This window comes from Promicromonospora sp. NPDC110617 (assembly GCF_055598465.1).
In genome coordinates this window covers 1,825,229-1,844,170 of sequence record NZ_JBVKBM010000001.1, presented here as the reverse complement: position 1 = coordinate 1,844,170, position 18,942 = coordinate 1,825,229, and the positions used below count along the sequence as shown (strand labels likewise).

Annotated in this window: 17 protein-coding genes; 6 read left to right on the top strand and 11 right to left on the bottom strand. The window is 73.8% G+C overall.

Translation table 11 applies throughout. The features are described from left to right. The first annotated feature begins 46 nt into the window (after positions 1–46). Positions 47–2,377, top strand: coding sequence for a glycoside hydrolase family 43 protein (locus ACZ7LE_RS08095; protein ID WP_470402773.1), 2,331 nt, complete (start codon positions 47–49; stop codon positions 2,375–2,377). Between the two features lie 28 nt (positions 2,378–2,405). On the opposite strand, the gene ACZ7LE_RS08090 is transcribed toward ACZ7LE_RS08095, so the two are convergent. Next, entirely contained in the window at positions 2,406–3,290 is an 885-nt protein-coding gene (locus ACZ7LE_RS08090; RefSeq protein WP_470402772.1) for a helix-turn-helix transcriptional regulator, read from the bottom strand. Between the two features lie 192 nt (positions 3,291–3,482). Here ACZ7LE_RS08090 and ACZ7LE_RS08085 point away from each other — a divergent pair, with 192 nt between their 5' ends. Next, positions 3,483–4,349, top strand: coding sequence for an SDR family NAD(P)-dependent oxidoreductase (locus tag ACZ7LE_RS08085; RefSeq protein WP_470402771.1), 867 nt, complete (start codon positions 3,483–3,485; stop codon positions 4,347–4,349). A gap of 165 nt (positions 4,350–4,514) precedes the next feature. On the opposite strand, the gene ACZ7LE_RS08080 is transcribed toward ACZ7LE_RS08085, so the two are convergent. After that, a complete protein-coding gene (locus tag ACZ7LE_RS08080) occupies positions 4,515–5,420 on the bottom strand; it encodes an SDR family oxidoreductase (RefSeq protein WP_470402770.1) in 906 nt (301 codons plus the stop codon). Between the two features lie 91 nt (positions 5,421–5,511). Between ACZ7LE_RS08080 and ACZ7LE_RS08075 the strand changes: the two genes are divergently transcribed. After that, a complete protein-coding gene (locus tag ACZ7LE_RS08075; RefSeq protein ID WP_470402769.1) occupies positions 5,512–6,102 on the top strand; it encodes a TetR/AcrR family transcriptional regulator in 591 nt (196 codons plus the stop codon). A gap of 6 nt (positions 6,103–6,108) precedes the next feature. Here the strand turns inward: ACZ7LE_RS08075 and ACZ7LE_RS08070 are convergent, their stop codons facing one another. Both ACZ7LE_RS08070 and ACZ7LE_RS08065 read right to left on the bottom strand, forming a co-directional pair. After that, positions 6,109–6,885: an ABC transporter permease gene (locus tag ACZ7LE_RS08070; protein ID WP_470402768.1), complete on the bottom strand. Its 777-nt coding sequence runs from the start codon at positions 6,883–6,885 to the stop codon at positions 6,109–6,111. Further along, positions 6,882–7,637 (bottom strand): ABC transporter ATP-binding protein, encoded by a 756-nt coding sequence (locus tag ACZ7LE_RS08065; protein ID WP_470402767.1) that lies wholly within the window; start codon positions 7,635–7,637, stop codon positions 6,882–6,884. The genes ACZ7LE_RS08070 and ACZ7LE_RS08065 overlap by 4 nt, the downstream gene beginning before the upstream one ends. A gap of 113 nt (positions 7,638–7,750) precedes the next feature. Here ACZ7LE_RS08065 and ACZ7LE_RS08060 point away from each other — a divergent pair, with 113 nt between their 5' ends. After that, positions 7,751–8,848 (top strand): histidine kinase, encoded by a 1,098-nt coding sequence (locus ACZ7LE_RS08060; RefSeq protein ID WP_470402766.1) that lies wholly within the window; start codon positions 7,751–7,753, stop codon positions 8,846–8,848. Further along, the gene (locus ACZ7LE_RS08055; RefSeq protein WP_470402765.1) at positions 8,845–9,489 is read left to right on the top strand and encodes a response regulator; all 645 of its coding nucleotides are present in this window, start codon (positions 8,845–8,847) and stop codon (positions 9,487–9,489) included. Before ACZ7LE_RS08060 ends, ACZ7LE_RS08055 begins: the two co-directional genes overlap by 4 nt. A 73-nt stretch (positions 9,490–9,562) precedes the next feature. On the opposite strand, the gene ACZ7LE_RS08050 is transcribed toward ACZ7LE_RS08055, so the two are convergent. Genes ACZ7LE_RS08050 through ACZ7LE_RS08040 form a run of 3 tightly spaced genes read right to left on the bottom strand, consistent with a single transcriptional unit; the run spans position 9,563 to position 12,713 of the window. Next, entirely contained in the window at positions 9,563–10,462 is a 900-nt protein-coding gene (locus ACZ7LE_RS08050) for a carbohydrate ABC transporter permease (RefSeq protein WP_470402764.1), read from the bottom strand. Beyond that, positions 10,459–11,388 (bottom strand): carbohydrate ABC transporter permease, encoded by a 930-nt coding sequence (locus ACZ7LE_RS08045; protein WP_470402763.1) that lies wholly within the window; start codon positions 11,386–11,388, stop codon positions 10,459–10,461. The genes ACZ7LE_RS08050 and ACZ7LE_RS08045 overlap by 4 nt, the downstream gene beginning before the upstream one ends. Continuing rightward, positions 11,385–12,713, bottom strand: coding sequence for an ABC transporter substrate-binding protein (locus ACZ7LE_RS08040; RefSeq protein ID WP_470402762.1), 1,329 nt, complete (start codon positions 12,711–12,713; stop codon positions 11,385–11,387). The genes ACZ7LE_RS08045 and ACZ7LE_RS08040 overlap by 4 nt, the downstream gene beginning before the upstream one ends. 127 nt (positions 12,714–12,840) lie before the next feature. On the opposite strand from ACZ7LE_RS08040, the gene ACZ7LE_RS08035 reads away from it, so the two are divergent. After that, positions 12,841–14,367 (top strand): glycoside hydrolase family 43 protein, encoded by a 1,527-nt coding sequence (locus tag ACZ7LE_RS08035; RefSeq protein WP_470402761.1) that lies wholly within the window; start codon positions 12,841–12,843, stop codon positions 14,365–14,367. On the opposite strand, the gene ACZ7LE_RS08030 is transcribed toward ACZ7LE_RS08035, so the two are convergent. From ACZ7LE_RS08030 to ACZ7LE_RS08015, 4 genes are all read right to left on the bottom strand, one after another. After that, positions 14,332–15,342, bottom strand: coding sequence for a LacI family DNA-binding transcriptional regulator (locus ACZ7LE_RS08030; protein ID WP_470402760.1), 1,011 nt, complete (start codon positions 15,340–15,342; stop codon positions 14,332–14,334). The two genes, ACZ7LE_RS08035 and ACZ7LE_RS08030, sit on opposite strands and share 36 nt — an antisense overlap. Positions 15,343–15,448: 106 nt before the next feature. Next, a complete protein-coding gene (locus ACZ7LE_RS08025) occupies positions 15,449–16,636 on the bottom strand; it encodes an AI-2E family transporter (protein WP_470402759.1) in 1,188 nt (395 codons plus the stop codon). Positions 16,637–16,734: 98 nt separating this feature from the next. Then, positions 16,735–17,775, bottom strand: a complete 1,041-nt coding sequence (locus ACZ7LE_RS08020; RefSeq protein ID WP_470402758.1) for a 1-aminocyclopropane-1-carboxylate deaminase — start codon at positions 17,773–17,775, stop codon at positions 16,735–16,737. 3 nt (positions 17,776–17,778) lie between these two features. Then, complete coding sequence (locus ACZ7LE_RS08015) at positions 17,779–18,483, bottom strand: GntR family transcriptional regulator (protein WP_470402757.1); 705 nt, start codon at positions 18,481–18,483, stop codon at positions 17,779–17,781. Positions 18,484–18,942: the final 459 nt, after the last annotated feature.

The window sequence follows — 18,942 nt, the reverse complement described above, 5'->3', positions numbered from 1 at the left end:
CGTCATCGAGGACGTGGCGCGCGGCCGCCCGAAGGGACGATCACCCATGGAGATACGGTTCGTAGCCGCCCTCGCCACGCTCGCGCTGGTCGCCGGCGCCGTGGCCCTGCCCGGCACCGGAGGCGCCCCGCCCGCGGCCGCCGCCCCGGCGGAGGCCGCCCCCGGGCAGGCCGCGCCACCGCCGTCGGGCACCACCTACACCAACCCCGTCACGGACCCGTTCGCGGACACCTACGCCGACCCCGCGGTGATCCGCGGCAAGGACGGCTGGTGGTACCTGTACGCGACGAGCGACCCGCTGGTGACCGGCGGCCCGTTCGGCAACATGCACGTGGCGAAGTCCCGCGACCTGGCGAGCTGGGAGTACGTCGGCACCATCTTCGACGACGAGAACAAGCCCGCGTGGGCCGCGGACGCGTCCTACTTCTGGGCGCCCGACATCCGGTACGTCGACGGCCAGTACGTCATGTACTACACGGTCACGGACACGGCGGCGAACCCCGACGCCTGGGACTACACGATCGGCGCGGCGACGGCGCCCACCCCGACCGGACCCTGGACGGACTCCGGCGGCCCGGTCCTGGACCCGCGCCCCGCTCCCGGCGGCGGGTACCTCAACACCATCGACCCTGCCCTGTTCGCCGACGACGACGGCTCGCGCTACCTGTACTTCGGCGGCTTCAACGGCGGCATCTGGGTCACCGAGCTGGACGAGACCGGCACGCGCGCCGTGGGCGAGCCCACCCGCGTGACGGTCGCGGACCGCTACGAGGGCGCCTTCGTAGTCAAGCGCGACGGCTGGTACTACCTCATGGGGTCGTCGGCCAACTGCTGCTCCGGCCCGGTGACCGGGTACAGCGTCTACACGGGCCGGTCGCGCTCGCCGCTCGGCCCGTTCACCGACCACGAGGGCGTGGGCATGAACGAGTCGCGCGTGGGCGGCACCCTCGTCGTCGCGCAGAACGGCAACCGGTGGATCGGCGTGGGGCACCACGCGGTGTTCTCCGACGTGTCCGGGCAGGACTGGATGCTCTACCACGGCATCGACCGCGACAACGCGTGGCTCAACCAGCCCGGCGGCGTGAACCGCCGGCCCACCCTGCTGGACCGGCTCGACTGGATCGACGGCTGGCCCGTGGTCAACGCCGGGGCGGGCCCGAGCGAGGGCGCGCAGACCGCGCCCGTGGCCGCGAGCGAGCTGGGCGTCGTGAGCGCGGACCCCGCCTCCGGGCACGCGCTACGGCGCGTGACGGGCACGTTCGCCCGGGGCACGGACGACACCGGCGACGCCGGGGCGATCGCGCGGCTGGTCCCGGACCGGCGGCACGCCGCCGTCGTGCGGACGGCGCCCGCGCCGCGGGACGTGCGGATCGAGACGGACGTGCGGCTGCCCGACGCCGACGGCTCGTTCACGGTGCGGGTCGGCGGGGCCGGCCCGGCCGCGGTGTCGGTACGGCTGGACGCCCGGGAGCGCGAGCTCGTCGTCGGGCAGGGGCGGCACCAGGTGCGGACGGCGCTGCCCGCGAACGCCGACCTGACCTCCTGGCACGTGCTGAGCGTCGAGGCGCGCGACGGCGTGGTCGCCGCGCGGTTGTCGTCCAGCGGGCTGGGCGACGTGGACGCCGAGGCGCGGTTCGAGCCGCGGACGCCACTGCCCCGCAGGGCGCCGGTACGCCTCGTGGCCGACGGCGCCGAGGCGCAGCTCGACAACCTGACCGTCGTGGCGGCGCACGAGCCGGTGACCGAGCGGGTCGCCGAGCCGGCCGCCGGTGCGGTCACGTTCGCCGAGGAGTTCGACGGCGAGCTGGACGCCGGCTGGCGCTGGCAGCACTCCCCCGCGGCCGTCGACGTCGCGGACGGCGCCCTGACCTGGCCGCTGACCGGCCACGACCTGGTGGGCACGCGGAACGACGCGCCCGTGCTGCTGCGCGACGCGCCCGACGGCGACTACGTGCTGGAGGCCACCGTGCACCTGCCGCTGGGCGAGGACACGGTGCGCAACTTCCAGCAGGCGGGCCTGTTGGTGCACGCGGGCGACGACGACTTCCTGCGGCTCGGCTCGGTGGCGATCGGCCGGACCCGCCAGGTGGAGTTCGGCAAGGAGCTCACGGCCGACGGCGCCGTCCGGTTCGGCGGCTTCGTCTCCGGGCCGGTGGCCGACACCATGCACCTGCGGCTGTTCCACACGACGGATCCGGCCACGGGCGAGCACCGATACCGGTCGGCGACGTCGCGCGACGGCGACCACTGGCGCTTCGGGGCCACGTGGACGCTGCCCGCCGGCACCGACCCGGCCATCGGGATCTACGCGGGCGGCGGCGCAGCGCCGGCGGTCAGCGCGGTGTTCGAGAACGTGCTGGTCCGCGAGCTGGGCTGACGGCGTCCGCGGGGTCCGCCGCGCCGGCTCACGGTGCGGCGGGCCCCGGCCCGGGCGCGGGCGCGGGTGCTGGGGTCAGGGACCAGCTCGCCAGGAGGTCGAGCGCGCGCCCCGACGGCGACCCCGGCTCGGCCGAGTAGACGTACAGGGTCGTGTCGGGGTCGCCGGGCAGCGTGAGGGTCTCGTACTCCACGGTCAGGTCGCCGACGACGGGGTGCCGCAGCCGCTTGGACCCGTGGGTGCGCTGGTAGACGCGGTGCTCCGTCCACCATGCGGCGAACTCGGCGCTGGCCTCGCGCAGCTCGGCGATCAGCGCGCCCGTCGCGCGGTCGGCCGGGTCGTTCCCGGCCTCCAGCCGCAGGTTCTCGACGGCGGCCCGGGCCTGCTCCTCCCAGTCGACGAACAGCGACCGGGCGCCCTCGTCGAGGAACATCCAGCGCGCGTAGTTGCGCCGCGCCGCCGGGAACCGCTCGAAGTCGGTGAACAGGGCCCGGCCCATGCGGTTCTGGGCCAGCACGTCGGCACGGCGGCCCAGCACCAGGACCGGCACGTCGTCGAGCGCGCCGAGCAGCTGGTACAGCCCGGGGCGCACGCGCTGGACGGGCCGGGTACGCGGCCGCGCCGACGCGGAGCCCAGCCCGATCAGGTCGGCGAGGTGGGCGCGGCCGGCCTGGTCCAGCCCGAGCGCGCGCCCGATCGCATCCACCACCGACGGCGACGGCACGATGCGCCGCCCCTGCTCCAGGCGCGCGTAGTAGTCGGTGGAGACGCCGGCCAGGAACGCGACCTCCTCGCGGCGCAGACCCGGCACCCGGCGCACGCGGCCGTCGGCGGGCAGGCCGGCGCGGGAGGCGTCGCCCTGGCTGCGTGCCCGGCGCAGGAAGTCCGCCAGCTCCGTGTTCTTCTCGGCCATGCGTCCATTCTGGGCGGGCGGATCCGGGGAGCGCACCCCTCAGGGTGGACCTCCGCGTCCTAGTCGGCGGCGTCCTCGTCCGCGGCGTCCGCGGACGCGGAGGGCCGACGATGACGCCCTGGGACGCGGTTCCGCGCGGAAGTCTTGAGGGGCCGGCAGATCCGCCGGCCCGACCTTCCGAGGAGAGCCACCATGTCCTACCCCACCGACCGCCCCGCCACCTGGTTCGTCACCGGCGCCTCCCGCGGCCTCGGCCTCGAGCTCGTCCGCCAGCTCCTGGAGCGCGGCGACAACGTCGCGGCCACCACCCGCTCCGCCGAGCGCCTCACCACCGCGCTCGCCGACGCCGACACGTCCCGCCTGCTCGCCCTGCCGGTCGACCTGGCCGACCAGGCGCAGGTGAACGAGGCCGTCGCCGCCACGACGGAGCGCTTCGGCACCCTGGACGTCGTGGTGAACAACGCCGGGTACGGCTACCTCGCGGCCGTCGAGGAGGTGTCCGACGCGGACGCCCGCGCGATGTTCGACGTCCAGGTCTTCGGTGTCTGGAACGTGCTGCGCGCGGTGCTGCCGGGCTTCCGTGCCCACCGGAGCGGGCACGTGATCAACGTGTCCTCGATCCTCGGCCTGCTCTCCTTCCCGGGCTGGAGCCTGTACGCCGCGGGTAAGTTCGCGGTCGAGGCGATCAGCGAGTCCCTGGCCGCAGAGGTCGCCGACCACGGCATCCGGGTGAACGTGGTCGAGCCCGGCTACCTGCGCACGGACTTCCTCCGCCCGGTCTCGCTCGGCCTGCCGCAGGACACGAACGAGGCCTACCCCGCCGTCCGCGAGATGGTCGAGCAGCACCTCGGAATGCCGGGTACCCAGCTCGGCGACCCCGCCCGGGCGGCCGCGGCGATCATCACCGTCGCGACCACGGGCGAGGCGCCGCTGCACCAGCTCCTCGGCTCGGACTCACTCGGCCTGGCGGCCGGCCGCCTGCAGAGCCTGTCGGACGATGTCGAGGCGTCCCGTGCTCTCGCGACCACCACTGACATCGCCGAGACGCCGGCGGCCTGAGACGTTGCCGACCAGCCCGGCCTCGCCCCCGCCGGGGCGGTCGTCGCGCGACGGGTCACCCTCCCCTTTGAGGCCCGGGTTTCTTCGCTTTGAGCGAGTTCAAAGCGAAGAAACCCGGGCCTCAAAGGGGATTGGTTGGCCGCGTGCCACGAGCGGACGCCGCCCCTACCGCCCCGACGGCGTCCTGTACGCGCCCGCCGCGATGTCCTCGACCAGCGTCGGGCCCGTCGGCGTCCAGCCGAGCAGCTCGCGCGTCGCAGTGCTCGTCGCGGAGCCGTCCATGCCGAAGAACCCGCCGATCCAGCCGAAGTGCGCCGGGACGTCGTCGGGCGCGACCGAGGTGACCGGCAGGTCGAGGACGGCACCGATCGCCTCGGCGATCTCGCGGCTCGTGACCCCCTCCTCGGCGACGGCGTGCAGCCGGGAGCCGGCAGGGGCCTTGGCGAGGCCGAGCGCGACGAGGCGGGCGGCGTCGGAGCGGTGCACGGCGGCCCAGCGGTTGGTGCCGTCGCCCGGGTAGCCGGACACGCCGTTGCGCCGGGCGGCGTCGGTGATCGCGGCGATGAAGCCGTGGTCCCCCGCGCCGTGCACCGTGGGGGAGAAGCGCAGGCTCACGGCACGCACGTCGCGGTCGACGTACTCCAGCGCCAGGTTCTCGGCGCCGCCGCGCGGTGAGTCAGGCCCGTGGGCCGACGAGGTGTCCGCCTCGGTGGCGGGCCTGCCCTGCGCCAGCCCGGCGGTGCCCGCCGCGAACAGGAACGGCCGGCCCGAACCGGCGAGGGTGTCGGCGATGGTCTGCACGGCGGCCCGCTCGGCCGCGTTCGACACGGCCGGGTTCGCGAAGTCGTGCTTGTTGGCGAGGTGCAGCACCGCCTCGGCGGCGTCGGCGCCCCGGCGGAGGCCGTCGAGGTCGTCCAGGTCGCCGCGTTGCACGCGGACACCCTTCGCCTCGAGTGCGGCCGCAGACGCGTCGGACCGGGCGAGCGCGGTGACGGCGTGGCCGTCCGCGAGCAGCTCGTCGACAGCGGCCGACCCGATCCAGCCGGATGCTCCGGTGACGAAAACCTGCATGGTGAACCTCCAGTGATGTCAGTGACTGTTGTCAGTCACAGACATCACCATACGCGTGACGTCAGCGTCTGTCATCACCTAGACTGGAGGCATGGTCAGATGGCAGCCCGGTACGAGCGAGCGGCTGCAGGCCGCCGCCCTGGAACTCTTCGCGGAGCGCGGCTACGAGCAGACGACGGCGGCGGAGATCGCCCAGTCGGTCGGCCTAACCGAACGCACCTTCTTCCGCCACTTCAGCGACAAGCGCGAGGTGCTGTTCCACGGGCAGGAACTCCTGGTCGAGGCGTTCCTCGGCGGGGTCGTGGCCGCGCCCGACGACGCGTCACCCATGGAGCTGGTCGGCGCGGCACTGGGGGCGGCGGAGGAGTTCTTCCCCGCCGAGCGCCGCGACCACTCCCGGCTGCGGCAGAGCGTCATCGACCAGAACCCGGCGCTGCAGGAACGGGAGCGGCACAAGATGTCGGTGCTGGCCACGACGCTGCGCGACGCGCTGCGCGAGCGTGGTGTCACCGAGCCGGCGGCCACGCTGGCCGCGGAGTCCGCGGCCACGGTGTTCGGCGTCTCCTTCACGCAGTGGATCGCGCCGGGCGAGGAGCGCTCGATCGGGGAGATCGAGCGGTCGGTGCTCGCCGAGCTGCGCGGCCTGACCGCCGTCGGGCCCGGGCCTGCCGCGGGAGACTGACGCCCGTCAGTCCCAGCGGAAGAGCACCGCGGCGGTAACACTGCCGACCACGACCGTCACACCCAGGCTGACCAGGTGTGCCGCCTCGACGGGCGCCCCCACCCAGGCCCCCGCGAGCGCCTGGACCGCAGCGCCGAAAGGCAGCCGTTCGCCAAGTGCGGCGAGCGGTTCGGGCAGGCTGCCGGGGCCGCCGAACATGCCACCCAGGGCGCCGAGCGCGAAGAAGCCGACGAGCCCGATCGCGACGGCCGAGTTCGGCGTCGGCGCGACGGCGGCCACGATCATCCCGACGGCGTACATCGCCGCCATCGCGAGGGCGTAGACCCCGATCGCCGTGCCGAGGTGCGCGGGCGGGCTCGCGCCGAAGCCGAGGAACGCCACGCCGAGGGCCAGGACGAGCCCGAGGAGCGTCTGGAGCACGCTGACCACGACCTGGGCGACGAGCACCATCGCGGGCGACGCCGGCGTGACGGCGAGCCGGCGCAGGATCCCGGAGCGCCGGTAGTACGCCAGGAAGCTCGGCATGTTGATCACCCCGATGGTGGCGATGACCATGGTGAGCACCAGCGGCAGCACGTACGCCTCCAGGGCGGAGAACCCGGCGACCACCTCCTGGTCGCCGGCCGCCTGGGCGCTCGTCAGGAGGATCAGGAGCGGCAGGCCGAGGGGCACGACGAGGCCCGCGGTGTCACGCGCGACCATCTTGGCCTCGCAGACCACCAGGGTGAGCCAGGCCCGCGGGCCCGGCCGGCGTACGGTGACGGGAGTGGCGACGGTGCTCATCCGGCTGCCTCCAGCTGCTTTCCGGTCAGGGCGACGAACGCGTCGTCGAGGGTGTCCGCACCCGCCTCGGCGGTCAGCTCGCCCGGTGTGCCGACGGCGACCAGCCGTCCGGCGTCGAGCAGCGCGACCCGGTCGCAGAGCCGTTCGACCTCCTCCATGGCGTGGCTGACGAGCACGATGGTCACGCCCTCGTCGCGCAGGCGCTCGACGGTGCCCCACATGCGGCGCCGGGCGAGCGGGTCGAGCCCGGTCGTGAGCTCGTCCAGGATCACGACGCGCGGCCGGCCCACCATCGCGAGCGCGATGGAGACCCGCTGCTGCTGGCCGCCGGACAGCTTCTCGAACCGCACGCGCCGCTGCTCCGCCAGGCCCACCAGATCGAGGAGCTCGGCGGCCGGGCGCGGGTCGGGATAGAAGCTGCGGTACAGGTCCAGGAGCTCGGCGACGGTCAGCGCGCCGTGCAGGTAGGCCGCCTGGAGCTGCACCCCCAGCACCTGGCGCACCTTCGCCCGGTCCCGCCACGGGTCGAGCCCCAGCAGGCGGACGCTCCCCCGGTCCGGCCGGCGCAGCCCGGCGATCATCTCGACGGTGGTGGTCTTGCCCGCGCCGTTGGTGCCGAGGATGCCGAGCACCTCGCCCAGGCCGACCGTCAGGCTCAGGTCGTCGACCGCCACCTTGTCGCGGTACCGCTTGCCGAGGCCCTCGGCCTCGACGGCCGGCGGCCGGCCGTTCCCGTTCGTGTCGCTCCTCATGGACGACGACGCTAGGTACCCCGCCCCACCCCGCGCCTGTGCCGCTGGTCAGGGATGTGAACCATGACTTTCGGCACGGGCCGGCCGCGGACCACGCCCGTAGGGTGGCTGACATGCGGCTCGGGACGGAGGAATGGTCAGGACTCGCGATGCTCGTGGTCGCGCTGGCCCTGGCCGGCCCGGTGCTGTTCGGGTACGCGGACCCGAGCATCCCGCGCGGCTGGTGGATCGCCCTGTTCGTGCTGCTGATGGTCACCCTGCTGGGCTCCCTCGTGCGCGAGCGCGCCGACCTGCTGCGGCACGCGCTGTTCGCCACCGCGGTCGTCTCGTCCTGGGCCGTGGTGCTCACCGCGCCGCAGGTCGGGCTCATGCCGGTGCTGCTCGTCGTCATCGCGAGCGTCAGCGTCTACGTGGCGCCGCTCCGCGTGGGCTTCGTCGTCATCGGCCTGAACACGCTGGTGCTGGTGGCGCTCGCGGGGCAGCGGGACAACGGGCTCGCGGACGCCCTGATCGGCGTCGGCTTCTACCTGCTCATCCAGGTGGCGACCATGCTGAGCTCGATGACGCTCCTCCGGGAGCAGCGGCTGCGCCGCGAGCTGAGCCAGGCGCACGTGGACCTGCGGGCGGCGTCGGCCCTGCTCACGGAGTCGGCGCGGACGGCGGAGCGGCTGCGGATCTCGCGCGACCTGCACGACCTCATCGGCCACCAGCTCACCGTGCTCACCCTGGAGCTGGAGGCGGCGCGGCACCGGGACGGCACGCAGGCGCGTGACCACGTGGAACGGGCCAACCGGGTGGCGCGCGAGCTGCTCGCCGACGTCCGGACGACGGTCGGCGAGCTGCGGACGGCGTCGTCGGACCTGACCGAGGCGTTCCGGGAGGTGGTGCGCGACCTGCCCGACCTGGACGTGTCGATCGACGTGGGGCCGGACGTGCGGGTGGACGAGGAGCAGACGGCGGCCCTGGTGCGCGCCGTGCAGGAGATCGTCACGAACACGCTGCGGCACGCCGAGGCGCGGGCGCTCCGGATCTCGCTGACGGCCGGGCAGGACGGCGTGGTGCTGACCGCGCTGGACGACGGCCGCGGGTTCCGCGAGCTGGTGCCGGGCAACGGGCTGCGCGGCCTGGCCGAACGGTTCGAGGCCCTGGGCGGCGGCGTCGAGTTCGACGGCGCGGACGGGTTCCGGGTCACGGCGCGGGTGCCGACGTGACGCGGGTGGTGATCGTCGACGACCAGACCCTGGTGCGGCACGGCATCCGGGCGCTCCTGGAGATCGCCGACGTCGAGGTGGTGGGCGAGGCCGACGACGGCGCGGCCGCCCTGGAGGTGGTCGTCGACGTCGCGCCCGACGTGATCCTGCTGGACCTGCGCATGCCCCGGTACGACGGCCTGTGGACCCTGGAGCGGCTGCGCGCGCAGGGCAGCGACGTGCCCGTACTGGTGCTCACGACGTTCGACGACGACACCCTCGTGCTCGACGCGCTGCGTGCCGGGGCGCGCGGGTACCTGCTCAAGGACGTCACGGTCGAGCAGCTCACCCGCGCCGTGCACGCGCTGGCCGGCGGCGGGACGCTCGTGGCGCCGTCGATCACGGACCGCATGCTGCGGGCGCTGCGCGCCGTGCCGACGGCCGACGACGGCGACACGCTCGCGGTCCAGCAGCTCACCGACCGTGAGCTCGAGGTGCTGCGGCTGATGGCCGAGGGCTACACCAACCGCGAGATCTCCGGCGCGCTGAGCCTGGTTGAGGGCACGGTGAAGAACCACGTCTCGACCATCCTGCTCAAGCTCGCGGCCCGGGACCGGACCAACGCCGTGCTCCGCGCCCTCAGGCTCGGCGTGCTGGGCTGACGCGGCGCGCGGCGCCGACCGGCGGCGTCGTCCGGCGACGCCGACCGCGAGGCCGGCGCCGCCCGAACGCGCCCTACCCCTTGAGCCCGCCCGCGAGCAGGTCCGCCCGCCAGAACCGCTGGAGCAGCAGCACCATGGCGATCAGCGGGACGACCGAGACGGCCGAGCCCGCGATCACGAGCGGGTAGAGGTCGGAGTCGCCGGCGCCCTTCGAGAGGAACGAGTACAGCCCGAGGGTGATCGGGTAGAGCCGCTGGTCGCTCAGCATGATGAACGGCAGCAGGAAGTTGTTCCAGATGCCCACGAACTGCAGCAGGAACACCGTGACCAGGCCCTGGGCCATCATCGGCAGCACGATCGTGGTGAAGATCCGCGCCTCGCCCGCGCCGTCGAGCCGGGCCGCCTCCAGTGTGTCGGTCGGGACGGCCGACTGCGCGAACACCCGGCACAGGAAGATCCCGAACGGGTTGATGATCGACGGCAGCAGCACCGACCACATCGTCCCGGCCAGCCCGAGCTGCGCGAGCAGCAGGTACTGCGGGATCGCCAGCACGATGCCCGGCACCAGGACGCCGGCGAGGATCGCGGCGAACAGCGTGTCGCTCCCCCGGAACCGGAACTTGGCCAGCGCGTAGCCCGCCATCGCGGAGACGATCGTCGAGGCGACCGCGCCGACGCCCGCATACACGAGGCTGTTGGCGCCCCACTGCCAGAACACGCCGCCGCCGTAGGTGGCCAGGTCGACGAGGTTGTCGGCAAGGCCGGAGCCGGGCAGGAACGAGAAGCTGGTGAACAGCTCGCGGGGCGACTTGGAGGCCGCGACGACAACCCAGGCCACGGGGACCAGGCAGTAGACGGCGCCCACGAGCAGGACGATGGTCGCGGCCGGGGCGAACCGCGGCCTGCGCCGCGTCGTGGTGCCGGGGGTGGCCGCGGGCGCCGTCGGACGCCGGGTCGCGGTGCTGGTGCTCATGAGGCCTCTCCGAACGTGCGGCGCTGGAAGAAGCGCAGGATGACCAGCGAGACCACGAGGGTGCCGACCGCCAGGAGCACGGACGCCGCGGCGGCGCCGCCCAGGTTGTCGTTGCCGAACGCCTCCTGGTAGATCGCCATGAGCGGCACCCAGGTGGACGAGATGGTGCTCGTCAGCGGGCGCAGCGTGGCGGGCTCGCTGTAGAGCTGCACGGTGCCGATCACCGAGAACAGGCCGGTCAGCACGAGCGCGGGCGCCACCAGCGGGATCTTGATGCGCCAGGCGATGGCCCACTCGTTCGCGCCGTCGATCCGCGCCGCCTCGTAGATCTCCTGCGGGATGGCCCGTAGCGAGGTGTAGATGATGATCATGTTGAAGCCGACCCCCGACCACAGCGCGATGTTCGCGAGCGCGAAGTACAGGGTCGGGTAGCCGAAGAAGTCGACGTTGCTGCCGCCGAGCTCCCGCGCGACGTAGCTGACCGGGCTGGTGCTGGGCAGGTAGAGGAACCCCCACAGCAGGCTCGCGATCACGCCGGGCACGGCGTACGGCAGGAAGATCGCCGTCCGCGAGAAGCTCGTCAGCCGCGCCCGCGGCGTGTCGAGCAGGAGCGCGAAGAGCAGGGCCAGGCCGAGCACGCTGGGCACGGCGATCGCGCCGTAGACCAGCGACCGGCCGAACCCCGCGAGCAGCTCGGGGTCCGTGAGCGCGGTGACGTAGTTCTCCAGCCCGACGAACCCCTCGGTGCGCCGCCCGAAGGCGCCCGCGCCCTCGATGCGGAGCCCGCGGAAGCTGAGGTACAGCGCGTACCCGATGGGCACGAGCAGGAAGCACACGAACAGGACGATCGCCGGGGCCGCGAACAGCCAGGGGGTCAGCTCGCGGCCCCGGCGCCCGCGCCTGCGGACAGGTGCGACGGCGGTCATGGGTTCTCGACGGTGTACCCGGACTTCTCCAGGTCCGCGACGACGGCCGTCTGGGTGGCGCCGTACACGTCCCGGAAGGACGTGCCGCCGAGCGCCGCCTCGTTCAGGGCGTCACCGAAGGCGTTGGTGGCGACGTTGACGTTCGGCCCCCACACGACCGGGATGGTCGTGTCGTCGATGACCTGGTCGGCCACCTCGTAGAAGTCCTTCTGCTGCGGCATGAGCTTCGGCGGGTCGTTCGAGAGGGTCGCCTCCCGGCCGGCGTTGCCGCCCGGGTACAGGTCGAGGGTGAGCAGCAGCTTCGAGCCCTCGTCGGACGCGCCGAGCCAGGCGGCGAACTTCGCGGCCTCCTCGGCGTGCTCGGACTTCTCGGGCACGAGGTAGGTGGACCCGCCGAGGAACGGCACGGACGCGTCGCCCGGCGTCCACTGCGGCAGCGGGATCGAGGCCCACTTGCCCGCGGTGTCGGGGGCCACCGAGTAGATGACGCTCGGCGCCCAGGCGGCGGCCGCCCAGCTCAGGATCTTGCCGTCGTTGACCTTGGCGTTCCACTCCGGCGTGAGCAGCGGCTCGACCGTCAGGAGGTCGCGCTCGACGAGGTCCTGCCAGTAGTCGGCGGTCTCCAGCGAGGCGTCGCCGTCGATGCCGACCGACCAGGCGTCGCCGTCGGTGCCCCACCACTGCGCGCCGGCCTGCGCGGCCTGCGCCGCGAAGAACTCGAGCTGGGTCGCCGAGAAGCTGGCCAGGTACACGTCGGGGTCGGCGGCGTGGATCTTCTCGGCCGCCTCCGCGTACTCGGCCCACGTGGCCGGCGGCTCGACGCCGTACTTCTCGAACAGGTCGGTGCGGTAGGTGAGCATCATCGGCCCGATGTCCTGCGGCACGCCGTAGACCTGGTCGCCGAGCGTGCTGAGCGCCCAGATGTTGTCGGCCACGGCGTCGCGGTTCGGCTCGACGTCCTCGGTGATGTCCCGGACCACGCCCGCGGTCACCAGCGACGGCAGCGCGCGGTACTCGACCTGCACGACGTCGGGCGCCTCGTCGGCGCGGTCGGCCGCCAGCAGCTTCGACGAGGTCTCGGGCGTGCCGCCCACCTCGGAGAGCTTGATCGTGACCCCGGGGTTCTCCTTCTCGTACTGCTCGACGATCGCCTGGGCGGCGGGGTCGGCCTCCTTCAGCGACCAGGTCCAGAACTCCAGGGTGACCGGGCCGTCCGCGGCCGGTTCCCCGGCGCAGCCGGCCAGGCCGAGGCTCATCGCGACCACGGCGGCGCCGAGGCCGAGAGCGCGGCGGGCGCGCCTGGACTCACTGCTGTGTGTGCTCATCGCACATCTCCTTCGATGTGTTCCGGCCGGCCCCGGCGGCTCGTCGCGGGGTCCTCGGGAAGTGCCCCTATGCTGATGGCAACGTTGCCATTTCGTCAAGCGCGACCCCTCGCGCAAAGGAGCGCACATGCGTCTGGTCCCCAATCCCGTACTGCCCGGCTGCCACCCCGACCCCTCGGTGTGCCGCGTCGGCGAGGACTACTTCATGGTGACCTCGACCTTCGCCTACCACCCCGGCATCCCGGTGCACCACAGCCGTGACCTGGTCACCTGGGACCTGGTCGGGCACGTGCTGGCCGGCGCGAGCTGGCTCCCGCTGGACGGCAGCCAGGTGGCGGACGGCGTCTGGGCGCCCACGATCCGCCACCATGACGGCGTGTTCTACGTGGTGTTCACGATCGCCCGCGACCGCCAGGGCTCCGCCACGTACCTGACCACGGCGCCCGACGCCGCCGGGCCGTGGCGGGTCCCGGTGCCGCTGGAGGCCGACGGGATCGATCCGTCGCTGTTCTTCGACCACGACGGCCGGGCCTGGTTCACCGCCGCGCGGGACGCGACGGCGCACGGCGCGACCGGGCCCGGCGAGATCTGGCTGCGGGAGCTCGACCTGGCCGCGCTGGAGCTGGTCGGACCGGAGCACGTGCTCTGGCACGGCGCGGTGACGGGCGCCTGGGTCGAGGCCCCGCACATCTACGAGCGCGCAGGCCGCTACCACCTCGTGGGCGCGGAGGGCGGCACCGAGCGCAACCACGCGGTCACCAGCGCGACCGCCGACCACGTGACCGGCCCGTACCGGACGGACCCGCGCAGCCCGCTGCTGACCCACCGCCACCTCGGCGCGGCCGAGCCCGTGCAGAACGTGGGCCACGCCGACCTCGTCGAGTCGCCCGACGGCGCGGCCTGGGCGCTGGTGCTCGGCGTCCGCCCCGTGGCGCAGCACCACACGCTCGGCCGCGAGGTGCTGCTCGTCCCCGTCGAGTGGGACGAGCACGGGCCGGTCCTCGCGCCCGGTACCGGGCGCGTCCAGGGCGTCCGGCCCGGGCTGCCCGTCACGGCCGACCGCCCGGCCGACTGGCTGTCGCTGCGCGGGCCGGTGACCGCAGACGTGGCCGCCGACGTCGCGGGCGAGGTGGTCACGCTGCACCCGCAGCCCGTCCCGCTCTCGGCCCGCGAGGTGCCCGCGTTCCTCGCCCGCCGCCAGGACATGCACGCGTTCGAGCTCGACGCGGTGGTGGACACCGCCCTGATCGGGGCGCACGACGCCGGGGTGGTCGCCTTCCAGGACGAGAACACGTTCCTCGCGGCGCGGGTCCGGCGGGGCCCTGGCGGGTGTGTGGCGCGGGTGACGGGCCGGCTGAACGGCGCCGACGTCGCCGGCCAGGAGGTGCCGGTCGCCGGGGACGTGGCGCTGCGGATCCGGTCGGACGGCGAGTCCTACGAGTTCCTGTGCGCGCAGGGAGCCGAGGAGCAGACCCTGGCGGCCTTCCCGCACACCGTGCTCAGCACCGAGACGGCGGGCGGCTTCACCGGCGTCCTGCTCGGGCTCGTCAACGAGGCCCCGGTCGGGGCCGCCCCGCTGGCCTTCCGCGGCGTCCGGTACGGGGTGCCGGCGTCCGCCTCAGACCGCGCGGGTGCTGGCGCGCACCACGAGTGACGGCGGCAGCAGGTGGTGGCGGGCGTCGCCACCACCGATCAGGTCGAGGAGCACCTCGATCGAGAGGCGGCCCAGCGTGACGAAGTCCTGCCGGACGGTCGTCAGGGCGGGCACGAGGTAGTCGGCGCCGGCCATGTCGTCGAAGCCGACGAGCGACACGTCACCAGGGACGGTCAGGCCGCGGGCGGCCAGGGCCGAGAGCACGCCGAGCGCCATCTGGTCGTTCCCGCTGAAGATCGCCGTCGGCAGCCGGCCGGCGTCGATCAGCTCGGTGGTCAGGGCGTGCCCGCTGCGCGCGCTGAAGTCGCCGTGCAGCAGGCGCGGCTCCTCGATGCCCGCGCGACGGAGCTCGGCGCGCCAGCCGTCGACCCGCGCGCGGGCGTCGAAGGTCTCCATGCGCCCGCTCAGGTGGACGATGTCGCGGTGGCCGAGGTCGAGCAGGTGGCGGGTGGCGAGACGCGCGCCCTCCTCCTGGTCGAGCTCGACCGACCCGATCGCCGGGTTGGCGACGTTGCCGGACATGACCACGGAGATCGGCACGCGGGTCACGGTCCGGTCGAGCGCCTCCAGGGCGACGGGTCGGTCCGCGATGACCGCCACGCCCGCGGCGCCCTGCCCGACGAGCCGGCCGAGGCACTGCTCGAGCTGCTCGTGGGTGCCGCCCTGCCAGCTCGCGAGGCTGACCCAGTGGCCGGCCTCCTTGGCCGCCTGCTCGATGCCGAGGAGGACGCGCGGCAGCTCGAACAGCTCCGAGCCGGCGAGGACGACGCCGAGCATCGTGGACCGGCCGCTCTTGAGCATGCGGGCGCTGTCGTTGCGCCGGTAGCCGAGCTCCTCGATGACACGCAGGACGCGCGCGCGGGTCTCGGGCTTCACGGTGGGCTCGTCGTTCACGACCCGGCTCACGGTGATGTGGGCGACGCCGGCGGCCCGCGCGACGTCGACCATGGTCGGCGGCCGTCTGCCCTGCGCCATCCCTCGCCCCTGCTCTCGCCCGGCTCGACTCCCGGTACGGACGGGCCGGCCGGGATCTGTTGTCCGGGGATCCTATCGGTCGGAGCGCCATCAGCGCTGGTGAGCGCTACCGCGTCTCCTGGTACGGGATGACCACGCGCTTGATGACCAGCAGGCCCGCCGCCGCGACCGGGACCGCGACGAGGGCCCCGAGGATGCCGCCGAGCGCCGCGCCGGCGAGGGCCGCGACGATGACCAGGACGCCGGGCATCGACACGGCCCGGCTCATCACGCGCGGGGACAGGACGTACGCCTCGACCTGCATGTAGACCAGCAGGCACGCGCCGACGACGATCGCCGCGACGGGACTCACCGTGAGCGTCGCGAGCGTCACGAGGATGGACCCGATGACCGTGCCCACGACGGGGATCAGGGCCGCGACGAACGCGATGACGGCGAGCAGGATCGGCGCCGGGCTGCCCGCGAACAGGGTGAGCACCAGCGTGAACGTGGCGTTGATGGTGGCCAGGATGAGCTGCCCGGAGACGTACCGGCCCACGGAGTCGAGCACCTCGTCCAGGAGCGACCCGGTCATCTCCCGCCGGGAGCGCGGCACCAGCCGCAGGACGGCGGCGACCATGGTCGGCAGCGTCAGGGCGAAGTAGATGGTCAGGGCCGTGACGATGATGACGGCGGTGACGCCGTTGATGAGCCCGGTGCCGACCTGCAGCACGCCGCCGGCGATCGCCGAGAGCTGCCGGGGGTCGCTCAGCAGGTCGGTCAGCGAGGACAGCAGCCCGTTCAGGTCGAGGGCGCCCAGGTTGCTGGTCGCCCAGGCGTACCAGGCCTGGTCGGGCAGGGTGCGCAGCAGGTCCACGAGCTGGGCGCCGAAGCTGCTGACCTGCGGGACGGCGATCGGCAGCACCGCCACGACGACCAGCGCGATCACCACCAGCGACCCGACGACCATCACGGTCGCCGCCACCCAGCGCGGCAGCCCCCGGTCGGTCAGGGCCTCGGTGCCGGGTTCCAGGGCCAGCGCCAGGAACAGCGCGAGCCCGACGTACACGAGCACCGTTGCCACCGCGGAGAGCGCGCCGAGCACCGCGAGGCCGGCGCCGACCCCCAGGGTGGCGAGCATCGCGTAGCCGAACGGGTTGGCCGGCAGACCCACCACGGCACGGCTCCGGCCCCCGGCCCGCTCGCCGGCGATCCGCGGCGAGCGCGCGGGCCCCGCCGGGCGGAAGCTCGCGTCGAGGTCCCGCCCTCGGGGCAGGCGTGGCGGGGTGCCGGGGCGGTGCAGCAGGCGGGCCATGACGCTCCATCTCGATCCCGGGTGTCCGCGGTGAACACCCGGCGCGTGCCAAGCCTCCCCGAAAGCGCGCCGCTTGTCGCCGTCTCGGGCGCGCGTCGTCAGCCGAGCACGGAACGGGTCTGCGTGAACAGGCCGCTGTAGGCGTTCAGCGCGGGCTGCCCGCCCAGGTGGGCGTACAGCACGTTGCTGGTCGCGGGGATGTCGCCGCTGGTCACGAGGTCGATCAGCCCGGCCATCGACTTGCCCTCGTAGACGGGGTCGATGATGACGCCCTCCAGCTCGCCGGTGAGCCGGATCGCGTCGAGCGTCGACTCCACCGGGATGCCGTAGAGGTCGCCGGCCCAGCCGGGCAGCACCGTGATCTCGTCGTCCCGCAGCGGGCGGCCGACACCGATCAGCTCGGCCGTGGCGCGCGCGATCCGCGCGACCTGGTCGCGCGTCTCGTCGAGCTTGGCGCTGGCATCGATCCCGATGAGCCGGCGCGGCGGGCCGCCGGCCTCCTCCAGCGCCGCGAACCCGGCGATCATGCCGGCCTGGGTGGAGCCCGTCACCGCGCAGACGACGACGGTGTCGAAGAAGACACCGAGCTCCCGCTCCTGCTCCTGGACCTCGTACGCCCAGCGGGCGAAGCCGAGTCCGCCGAGCCGGTGGTCGGAGGCGCCCGCCGGGATGGCGTACGGCGTGCCGCCGCGCTCCTTCACGTCCTCGATCGCGCGGGACCAGGAGTCCTTGAAGCCGATGCCGAAGCCGGCCGGGTCGAGCCGCACCTCCGCGCCCATGATGCGGCTGAGCATGATGTTGCCGACCCGGTCGGCCACGGAGTCGGGCCAGTCGACCCAGTTCTCCTGTACCAGCACGGCCTTGAGGCCGAGCGACGCGGCGACGGCCGCGACCTGGCGCGTGTGGTTGGACTGGTAGCCGCCGATGGAGACCAGCGTGTCCGCGCCCTGCGCGAGCGCCTCGGGGACGAAGTACTCCAGCTTGCGGGTCTTGTTGCCGCCGTAGGCGAGGCCCGCGTTGCAGTCCTCCCGCTTGGCCCAGACCGACGCGCCGCCGAGGTGGGCGGTGAGGCGCGGCAGCGGGTGGACGGGGCTGGGCCCGAAGGTGAGCGGGTGGCGGGGGAAGTCGGACAGGGCCATGGGTTACTCCTCGCGGGCGGGGTGGTCGGCGTCGGTGGGCTCGTCGGCGTCGGTGGGCTCGTGCGCGTCGGTGGGCAGGGTGCTCCAGGTGTCGAAGGCGACCGCCGCCGCCCCCTCCGCCTCCCCGGCGGCGCACAGCCGGATCAGCTCCTCGTGCCGGGCGAGCGACGCACGCCCGCCCAGCGACGAGAACCGCAGCCGCTCCGCGCGCCGCAGCACCGGCGTGAACTGGTCGAGCACGGCGGACAGCGCCCGGTTGGCCGCCACCGTCACGGGCACGCCGTGCAGCGCGTCGTCGGCGCGCAAGGCCGCCTCGACGTCGCCCCGCTCGATCGCCTCGCGGAACTCGCGCTCGGCCGCGCGCATCGTGTCCAGGTCTGCCTCCGTGAGGCCCGGCACGGCCGCGCGCACGGCCACCTCGTGCATCGCGGCGACGACGTCGCGTGCCCCGCGCACCTCGCGCAGGTCCAGCGAGCTCACGGTCGTGGAGCTGCCCGGCCGGGCCACGACCAGGCCGGCCTCGGCCAGCCGCAGCAGCGCCTCCCGCACGGGCGTGCGGCTGACGCCGAGCCACGCCGCGAGCTCGAGGTCGCGCAGCTGCTCCCCCGGCGCCAGGCTGCCGTCGACGATCGCGTCGCGCAGCCGGCCGTAGACGTCGTCACGCAGCAGCCGGCGATCGATCGCGGGCACGCTCCTCGGAATGGGCATGCAATATATTAGCTGCACGGGCGCTCGACCTGGCAAGTCCCGCACTCCTGCACGGCCCGCCCGCTCTCCCAGCACGCGCACGCCCCAGGGGCGCTCCGCGCTTGGCACACTATTCCTGCTCGCACACATGAGATCGGTCGGTGGCATCGAGGCCGGTCCAACGCCCGACCGGTCTCGATGCCACCGACCGATCTCACCAGCTCACCTCAGGGAACTGCCGAACTCGGGGCGCCACCTGGCCGGCCTCGGGGCGGATGCACCGGGCGGAGCCAGCACACCAGGTCCGCACATCGAGCCGGCACAGCAAGCCGGCTGTCCGACCTCGGAGCCGGTCGGCGCCCCGATTGGCTGGCCGGCCACAGGGCGCGTACATGCTTTCGAGGGGGTATCGGGAGGGCCAGACTTCGTTCACCTGGGACCCGAGGTATTCGCCTGCGCCGGACTGTCCGGCTGGCGTGA